Below are 8,691 nucleotides of genomic sequence, written 5' to 3' on the forward strand. Positions count from 1 at the left end.
GGCGCAGACCGCCGCGCCCGCGACGGCCAGCGCGGGCAGGCTCGGCCAGGCGCCGCGCAGCACGCGCCGCAGCGCCTCGTTCTCGGCGTCCGGCGGGCCCGGCTCCGGGCCCGCCGGACGGCGGACCGCCGTCGTGTGCCCGCTCATCCGCGCAACCCCGCCTGCGCGATGCTCGCCACGAACGAGCGCTGGAAGACCAGGAACAGCGCGAGCACCGGCACCACCACCGCCGTGATCGCCGCGAACACCACCACCGGCGAGCCGCCGTGGCTGGACTGGAGGGTGACCAGGCCCACGGGCAGCGTCATGTTCTCCGGGGTGCTGAGGAAGATCAGCGGGGCGAGGTAGTTGTTCCAGACGGCCTGGAACGTCAGGATCGCCATCGCCGCCAGCGCCGGCCCGGACAACGGCACGATGATCCGGAAGAGGATCCACAGGTGCCCGGCGCCGTCGATGCGCGCGGCCTCGTCCAGCTCGCGCGGGATGGTGTTGAAGTACTGCCGGAAGAAGAAGATCGAGAAGACGTTGATCAGCGCGGGCAGCCAGAGCGCGGGCAGTGAGTCGATGAGGCCGAGGTTGCGCATCAGCACGAAGACGGGGATGACCGTCATCTGCGCCGGGATCATCAGCGCGCTGAGCAGCACGAGGAAGATCCCGTCCCGGCCGCGGAAGGTGAGCCGGGAGAAGGCGTACGCGGCGAGCACGCTGACCAGCAGCGAGCCGACGGTGGCGATGACCGCCACCTGGAGGCTGTTGAGCGCCATCCGGCCGAAGGGAATGGCGTCCGGCACACCGGTGAAGTTCTCGGTGGTGAAGGGTTTCGGAATCCAGTTGGGCGGTATCTCGAAGGCCGCCTGCTCCTCGGTGAAGCTCTGCACGACGAGCCAGACGAGCGGCGCGATCATGACGAGTCCGACGGCGACCAGGAGGAGTTCGAGCAGGAGGCGGGCCGGGCGTACGCGCCGGCGGCTGCGGGTCCGTACGGTCACTGCTGGTGCACCCACTTCCGCGAACCCCAGAACTGCAGCAGCGTGACGGCCATCATGATCACGAAGACGAGGATGGAGACGGCCGCGGCGTAGCCGATCTGGAAGGACTGGAAGCCCTTCTGGTAGAGGTACATGACGATGGTGATGGTCGAGTCGTCCGGCCCGCCGTCGGGCGTGATGATCTGCACGGGGTCGAAGATCTGGAAGGCCCCGATGAAGGTGACCACGGCGGCGAAGAAGATCGTCGGGGACATCATGGGCAGCGTGACGCGCCAGAAGACCTGGTACGGCCGGGCGCCGTCCACGCGCGCCGCCTCGTGGAGTTCCCGCGGCACGGTCTGCAGCCCGGCGAGCATGATGACGAAGGTGAAGCCGATGGTGTGCCAGAAGTCGATGGCGATGATGGCGGGCAGGGCCCACGCCGGGTCGGTGAACCACTCCGGGGGCTGCACGCCGATCTCGCCGGCGTAGTGGGTGACGAGGCCGAACGTCGGGTCGAGCACGTACTTCCAGAGCAGCGCGACCGCGGCCCAGGAGATGACGAACGGGAAGAACAGCGTGGTGCGGACGAAGTACGAGAGCGCCCTGTTCATCATCCGGTTGACGCCCATGGCGAGCAGCAGCCCGCCGCCGAGGTGGGTGACGACGGAGGCGAAGGCGAAGACGAAGGTGTTGGCCAGCGCCGTGTAGAGCAGCGGGTCGGAGAACATCTCGGTGAAGTTGCCGACGCCGTTGAACTCGGCGGGGGTGAGCATGTCCCAGCTGAAGAAGGCCAGGACGATGGCGACGACGAACGGCCCGGCCACGAAGGCGAGGAAGAGCAGCAGCGCGGGGCTGAGGAACGCGTACCCGACCCACTCGCCGCGCCGGAACCGGCCGCCGCCACGGGCCTTCTCGCGCGGGGCGGCGGCGCGCTTCGGCCGTGCCTGGGTCAGGGTCACAGCAGCCCGCTGAGCTTGCCGTTCGCGCTGCCCAGGGCCTCTTCCGCGGACTGGTTGCCGGTGATGGCGGCCTGCCAGCCCTGGGTGATGGCGGCCTGGGCCTCGGCGCCGCGCTCGGGCGAGGGGATGGGGGTGCCGTAGCCGAGGGCGGCAGGCAGGTTCTCGGTGCCGGCCGGGGCGTCGTCGGTGAACGCGGGGCTCGCGGCGACGGAGTTGCGGGCGGGGATGTTGGTGCCGCCGGCGGAGGCGTAGAAGGCGGACGCCTCCTTCGACATCATCCACTTCAGGAACTCCCAGGCGGCGTCCTTGTTCTTGGAGGCGCGCAGGATCGGCCAGCCGTCCCAGCCGACGCTGGCGCCGGGCTCGGCGTTGCTGGGCCACGGCACGATGCGTACGGAGTCGGTGAGCTTGAGGCGGCGCATGTCGAGGGTGGCCCACCGGCCGGCGCCGAAGGTGGCGAGCCTGCCCTTCTGGACCTGGGCCGCGGCGTTGAAGTCGCCGCCGGGCTTGGGCGAGAGGCCATCGTCGATGAGGCCCTTGACGAACTCTGCGGCCTCGACGGCCGCGGGGCTGTCGAACGTCGCCTCGTCCCAGGCGGCGTTGTGGGTGCTGGCGCCGTTGGTGAGCAGCCAGGGCATGATGTCGAGGAAGGGAAACGCGAAGCCGGCGGGCAGCAGGAACGCGCCGGTCCTGGACTTGATGCGCTCTCCGGCGGCGCGGAAGTCGTCCCAGGTCCAGCCGTCCTCCGGCAGGTCGACGCCGGCGTCGGCGAAGACCTTGGTGCTGCAGTAGAGGACCGAGGTGTTGTAGCCGCCGGGGATGAAGTACGTCTTGCCGTCGGTGGAGCCGTAGGTCTCGGTCCACTCCTTCAGCTTGGGGTCGGTGTCCCCGAAGTAGTCCTCGACGACCTTCCTGTCCCTGTCCAGGTACGGGTCGAGGGGTTCCAGGAGGCTCTTGGAGGCGAACAGCCGCTGGCCCTCGGTGGCGACCTGGACGATGTCGGGGACCTTGCCGCCGGCGATCTGGGTGGAGACGGTGTTGGCGAAGTTGCCCCAGGTCTCGGCGGCGATGCCGCGGGCCTTGATCTTCACCTTCGGCCTGGACTTGTTGAACTCCGCGAAGAGCGCGTTGAACGCCTCCTGCTGGGTGGCGTCGCCCAGATACACGAGGTCGAGCGAGGACGAGTCCCCCGAGCCCGATCCCCCGCAGGCCGCCAGGCTCCCCGCGGCGGGCGCGGCGAGCGCCGCCGCGCCCAGCGACCGCAGCACCTGACGGCGTGACATTCCTCCCGGTCCGACCCAACCCATTGCGGCTCCTCTCGCTGGGTCCGGGCCGTTTTTCGGCAGCACGGACCTTTCGTGACATACGGGTGGAATAGGGCGTGAAATCGATTTCTTGCCTGATGGCCAGCCATGCAAGCAGCGGGCCACCGCGGGGGTCAAGAGGCGTGCACGCGGAATCGCCGTGCGGCGGCCCCGCGGGCGGGCACCGGCACGCGTACGGGCCGCGCGCAGGCGCCCGTACGGGGCGGAAGGCCCTCCGCTACGCGGGCGGGGGGACTGCGCCGCCCCCGGCGCCCGCGGCAGCGGGGCGCAGCCGTACCGCGAGCGGCCCGCGGCTCCCCTCGTCGACCGACTCCCAGACCGCCTCCGCCGCGACCCCGGCCGGGCCCGCGGTGACGTGCACGACGCCCACGTGCCCCCCGGCGACGACCGGCCACCTGCCCGGCAGCGGGTCGAGTTCGACGGTCCCGGCGCCGGCGTCCACCACGGTGCGCGGCCAGGCGTGCGCCAGCCCGAACGAGGCCATGGAGCGCACGTAGTGGTTGCCGCACTCCACCTCGTTGAACGGGTTGCGCGCCCGCCCGTCGTAGCGGTCCCGGACGTCCGCCACCACGTGCTCCGCCGCGTCCCTGTCGCCCTGCGCGGCGAGCCCGAGGGCCGCGGTGTACTCCACGCCCGTCCACACCTCGTTGCAGTACGGAAAGGGTCGCGTCGGCCGGCCGCCGCGGGGATACGTGCAGTTCAGCAGCCCGTGCTCGTCGCCGAGGGCGAAGGTGCGCACATGGTTCATGTGCGAGTGGAACTCGGCGCGGTGGTTGTGCCGCAGCACGCTGCGCAGCGCGGTGGCGGTGTTCTCCGGGTCGAGCCCGGAGTCGAGCCCGCAGAGCACGGCGAGCGTGTGGCCGGCGAGCTGGTCGCCCATGCAGCCGGGGCCGATCTGGAGGTCCGGGTCGACCAGGTCGTCCGAGCCGACGTCGGGGTTGTCGCCGTCGTAGCGGATGCGCAGGCCGTCGGCGATGTTGCCGGCGGAGCCGGCGGGCAGCACCTTCTGCTCGTAGTACGCGCCGTTGAACAGCTCGGCGTCCGTCCGGGCCGCGCCGGCGGCCAGCACGTCCGCGCAGGTGCCGGCGAACGCGTGGTCGCCGAGGGCCCGCGCCATCCGCTCGCAGGCGGCGAGCGCGGCCAGGTACCAGGACTGGTTGACCCCGCTCGGCCCGTAGTACTCGACGTCGCTGGTGCTGTGCTGGCAGCCCTCCATCAGCCCGTCGCGGTCGGCGTCCCAGCCCAGCGGTATCCAGGCGAACTCCAGCGCCTTGCGCGCCCCCGGCCACAGCCGCGCCAGCTCGTCGTCGCGGCCGGTCAGCCGCCAGGTGCGGTAGAGCCGGACGAGGGCGCCCATCTGGCCGTCGGCGGCGGCGATGCGCCAGCCCGTGCCCTGGCTCGCCAGCGGCAGCCCGGTGCGGAAGCTCATCATGCCCCGCTCGTCCAGCGCGTGCACGAACTCCACCTCGCGCATCGTCCAGGCCAGGTCGGGGAAGAGCTGCTCCAGTGCGTACTGGTAGTTCCACACGTGCGTGCAACTGCCGTGGCAGCTGCCGTGGTCGGGGTTGCCGCCCTCCCAGGCCAGGAACGTGCCGTCGGCGATGCGGAAGCAGGTCGGCGTCTTCAGCACGGCGGCGTTGGAGAGCACCGCGTCCTTGACGGCGGGCGGCAGGCTGGAGGTCGTGACGGCCTCGACGTAGCCGCGGGTGCGGCGCTCGTGGCCGGCCAGCCGGGGCACGAGCCGGCGGACCACGTCGGCGGCGTCGGCGTAGCGCGTGGCGTAGTGGTTGCCGACGACGTCGGCGCCGTGGCCGTAGTCCGGCGGGCCCTGGAAGCGGTGGCTCCAGCCGCGGCGGTGCGGGAAGTGCCAGGCGACGACGAAGGTGAACTCCCGCTCGGCGCCCGCCGGCAGCCGGTCGGAGACCACGAGGGAGCCGGTGGGCACGCGGGCGCCCTCGGCGGGCTCGGAGAGCCGGCCGTCGGCGGCGAAGTCGTCCCAGAAGTCCAGCAGCGAGTCGCCCCAGGAGCGGCGCGCCCAGGTCAGCCGGTGGCTGGTGACGGGGTCGCCGAGGGCGGCGAGCGCCAGGGTGCCCCAGCTCTCCGCGTCCTCGGCGACCTCGGTGGTGCGGCCGGCGAGCGCGGTGGCGCCGTCGAGTTCGACGCGCTCGAAGACGTTGCCCGCGGGCAGGCCGCCGGTGTGGCGGCGGCCCGCGACGTGCTGGAGGTTGCCGCAGACGTCGACGGCCAGCTCCTCGGCGCCGGTGTTGCGCAGGCGCACGCGGTAGACGAGGGCGGGGATGCCGCTGGCGTCGGCGTCGCCGGGGACGAGCGGGTTGAAGACCCGTACGGTCGCCTCCACCGGCAGCCCGGGGTCGGTCAGCCGCACCTGGCCGAAGGGGTAGGCGGCGGCGAACTCGCCGTCGCGGAAGCGGGGCAGGCCGTGCAGCGCGGACGGGCTGCCGCCGTGGCCGGCGTACTCGGCGGGGAGCAGGGCCGATTCCAGGACGCGGGTGAACGCCCCGCTGGCGCCCTCGGCGCGCAGGCAGAAGAACGAGTCGGGGGTGAAGCCCTTGGCCGGGCGGTTGAACAGCTCCCAGTCGAGCAGCTGGCCGCGCCCGCCGAAGCCGATGGAGCCGGTGCCGATGCCGCCGACCGGCATGGCGATGTGGGCGAGCCGGTCGCCTCGGTAGCGGCGTACCACCGGCCAGGGGGTGTCGTGCATGGTTCCTCGCTTCCTCGGGTGCCGGTGCGGGCGCCCCCGGGGACGTGGAAGTGCGCCCGCTGCTACGGGACCGTATCCGAAATCGATTTCATCCGGCAGATGCCGCACGGGAGTGATCGCGCCCGGATGCGAGGGAAGGGGCGGCGGGGTCCGCGTCCGGATGGCGTCGCCGCCCCGGGGGCGAGGTAGGCGGGGAGGCCGCCGAGCGGCGGCAGGGGGTCAGCCTTGACGGCCGGGGAGCGCTGTGCGACGAGGCCGCAGCTGCCCTCGCGCTCGGCCCAGCGATGACAGCGCCGGGCTACGGGGCGGCAAGCCGGTACCGGGCGGGCGGGCCGGGGGAGGTGCTGGGGCTACGGGGTGGCGGTGCCGGGGTGGGCGGCTTCGCGGGTGACTGGGCGGACGGGGGTTTGGAGCATTGGTCCCACCTCGGCGGCGGCCCGCCGCAGCGGAACAGCCGGGCTCCGGCGAAAGCGGCGACGAACGGGAACAACCGGGGATCACGTACCAAGGCCCGAAGATGCCCCCGGCGGAACGGTTGGATGCGCGACGCTGGGCAAAACTCCCAACCTGTGGGGCATTTGTCCTGGTTCGCAGAGGCTGTGGCCGCGAGTTTGCACCCACGGCGCGCACTCGGAACGGCCTGGGTGGCAACCGGTACACACCGGACGAGTAAATGGACGCGGACGGGCACAAGTCGGGCCGCGTGCGCGCTTTGCCCGATTACCGCAAGTTACGGCCGGATCTCTCCGCCGGGGTGGGTAAACCAGGCCGAGAGCACGTCGCGGAACGACGGGTTGCGGCGCCCCTGGTTCGGGTGGGGCCGAAGGGCTGAGCGCTGCTTGCCCGGACCATCGCCGCTGTGGCCGGAGCCCGGCTGTTCCGCTGCGGCGGCCCGCGTCCGAGGTGGGACCGATGCTCGAACCCCACGTCACCCGGCTCACACACGACGCCCGCCCATCCCGCCCCCATCGCCGGCCCGCCTCCCGCACCCCGGCACCACACCCCCGGGCCGAAGGAGCCCACCGCCCGGGGCGCCCCGGGTGCCCGGTGGCGCAGCGTTCGTGAAGGTGCCCCCGCCGCTGGGAACATTCCTCCGGCAACGGGGGCGCTCGCTCGCCTTCAGGCGCGCATTAGCTCACGAACACTCGCGTAACCGTTCACCCCGTGCTTCCGCAACGTTCACCGCATCCGTGAGCGATTCCCGCAGTCGCTCACACGCGAACTTCCATTCGTCCTGTGTGCGCAACTCGTCGAGCATCGGGCCCGTGATCCTCAGCAGCGAGCGCGCGTTATCGAGCAGCCGGACCTCTGCCTCGTCGGCAATCCGGTCGAGCACGCCGCCCTTGTCGCTGATGACGTACGTCCTCCGGTCCCCCTCCAGCCAGGGCAGGCCGGCGTGGGCGCGTCATTGCGACACCAGCGCGAGCGCGAACACATCAGCGAGGAAGATCACGTAATACTCGGTAAGGGCGACGCTGACCGCGAATCCCGCAGTCCGCTGCTTGGGCTGTCTGTGTAGGCTCATGTCGTCGGTCACTCCTTGTCAGTGGTCGGCCACGCCCCCGGGCCGTTCACGCGGTCGCGGGGGTTCCCATCGATTCAACGAGGGGCGGGAGTCGCCGTGCGTGTCCCGGCTGTTGACCGTCCACCGCTGACTGTTGACTGGGCGTAGCCTTGCCATATGAGCGTCAGCGTGGGGGCGGTCAAGGTCGCCATGACCAGACAGTCAGTCGGCTTGCGGGAGTTGGCGCGACGGACGCACTACGACGTCGCCTACATCTCTCGTGCCCTCAGGGGCTTGCAGCGGCCCTCCGAGACGCTGATGCGCGCGCTGGCCGACGCTCTGAACCTCAGCGATGATGACGACCGGGTGGCCTACGCGGCGCGGAACCCGGGGCGGATCGACGCTGCGGGCGTACAAGCCCTTGCCGCCTCGCTGGCAGCGCAGCGCAGAGCCGACGACGTAGTTGGGCCCGGCCCCCTCGTCAACGCGGCGGAAGCCCAGCGGGAGGCTCTGACGGCCCTACTGCGTAAGACGTCCGGCAAGCACCGCAAATCCCTTGCCGCCGTGGCAAGCCAGGCAAGTCAGTTCGCCGGTTGGCTGCGAATCGAACTGAGCGACTATCCGCGCGCCAGTGCCTTACTGAACGAAGCGATCGACCTTGCTGACGAGATCGAAGACGGTTCGCTTGCGGCGCAGGCGCACAATCTCCGTGGCAACATCGCGCGACAGCGACAGCAGTGGAGTGCCGTTCACCGGAACTTCGTAGCCGCGTACGCCAGCGAGAGCGCGCCACGCCAACGTGTGGTCAATGGCGCGCAAGCCGCTTGGGCACTCGCCATGCTCGACAGGCGTAGCGAAGCCGAGCAACTGCTGAGTGAAGTAGAGGCGTTGCGTGACAAGGCCGCGGACTGCGCCCCACCGGCTACCGCCTATTGGCTCACGCCGGAATGGATGAGCCTCCCTATCGGGCACGCGCACCTGTTGCTCGGCAGGCACCGGGACGCCGCCGAACACCTGCGGACCGGCCTCTACAGCCTCCCGCTTGAACTTCGCTACGCGCTCTGGACGTCGGAGGCTCGGGCAGCGCTGGCCGAGGCAGAGGTGTAGCGCACGACGAGCAGGTGGGCATCCCGTACCCGAAGACACCGTGACGCACACGCGCCGTCCCGGTGTCGCAGCCGCTGCGGGCGCGGTGTGCGGCGGGGTGCCC

At 71.4% G+C, this 8,691-nt stretch carries 7 protein-coding genes; 1 reads left to right on the forward strand and 6 read right to left on the reverse strand.

Going from position 1 to position 8,691, the window contains the following annotated elements:
- Positions 1 to 143: 143 nt before the first annotated feature.
- The 6 genes from H5J30_RS10000 to H5J30_RS36585 all read right to left on the reverse strand — a co-directional run bounded on the left by H5J30_RS10000 (position 144) and on the right by H5J30_RS36585 (position 7,514).
- On the reverse strand, positions 144 to 989 hold the full coding sequence (locus tag H5J30_RS10000) for a carbohydrate ABC transporter permease (RefSeq protein ID WP_181787067.1): 846 nt from the start codon (positions 987 to 989) through the stop codon (positions 144 to 146).
- Positions 986 to 1,930, reverse strand: a complete 945-nt coding sequence (locus tag H5J30_RS10005) for a carbohydrate ABC transporter permease (protein ID WP_181787068.1) — start codon at positions 1,928 to 1,930, stop codon at positions 986 to 988. The genes H5J30_RS10000 and H5J30_RS10005 overlap by 4 nt, the downstream gene beginning before the upstream one ends.
- Positions 1,927 to 3,213, reverse strand: a complete 1,287-nt coding sequence (locus H5J30_RS10010; RefSeq protein ID WP_258563226.1) for an ABC transporter substrate-binding protein — start codon at positions 3,211 to 3,213, stop codon at positions 1,927 to 1,929. The genes H5J30_RS10005 and H5J30_RS10010 overlap by 4 nt, the downstream gene beginning before the upstream one ends.
- Positions 3,214 to 3,472: 259 nt before the next feature.
- The gene (locus H5J30_RS10015) at positions 3,473 to 5,977 is read right to left on the reverse strand and encodes a GH116 family glycosyl-hydrolase (RefSeq protein WP_181787069.1); all 2,505 of its coding nucleotides are present in this window, start codon (positions 5,975 to 5,977) and stop codon (positions 3,473 to 3,475) included.
- 1,135 nt (positions 5,978 to 7,112) lie between these two features.
- A complete protein-coding gene (locus H5J30_RS10020) occupies positions 7,113 to 7,313 on the reverse strand; it encodes a hypothetical protein (protein ID WP_181787070.1) in 201 nt (66 codons plus the stop codon).
- Positions 7,314 to 7,382: 69 nt separating this feature from the next.
- The gene (locus H5J30_RS36585; RefSeq protein WP_258563227.1) at positions 7,383 to 7,514 is read right to left on the reverse strand and encodes a hypothetical protein; all 132 of its coding nucleotides are present in this window, start codon (positions 7,512 to 7,514) and stop codon (positions 7,383 to 7,385) included.
- Between the two features lie 144 nt (positions 7,515 to 7,658).
- Here H5J30_RS36585 and H5J30_RS10025 point away from each other — a divergent pair, with 144 nt between their 5' ends.
- On the forward strand, positions 7,659 to 8,588 hold the full coding sequence (locus H5J30_RS10025; protein WP_181787071.1) for a helix-turn-helix domain-containing protein: 930 nt from the start codon (positions 7,659 to 7,661) through the stop codon (positions 8,586 to 8,588).
- Positions 8,589 to 8,691 lie beyond the last annotated feature (103 nt).

This window comes from Streptomyces phytophilus (genome assembly GCF_013870535.1).
GTDB classification, from domain to species: Bacteria; Actinomycetota; Actinomycetes; order Streptomycetales; family Streptomycetaceae; genus Streptomyces; species Streptomyces phytophilus.

Coding starts and splice junctions, on each gene's coding strand:
- H5J30_RS10010 (WP_258563226.1), bottom strand. CDS start 3,213: ATGTCACGCCGTCAGGTGCTGCGGTCGCTGGGCGCGGCGGCGCTCGCC.
- H5J30_RS10015 (WP_181787069.1), bottom strand. CDS start 5,977: ATGCACGACACCCCCTGGCCGGTGGTACGCCGCTACCGAGGCGACCGG.
- H5J30_RS10025 (WP_181787071.1), top strand. CDS start 7,659: ATGAGCGTCAGCGTGGGGGCGGTCAAGGTCGCCATGACCAGACAGTCA.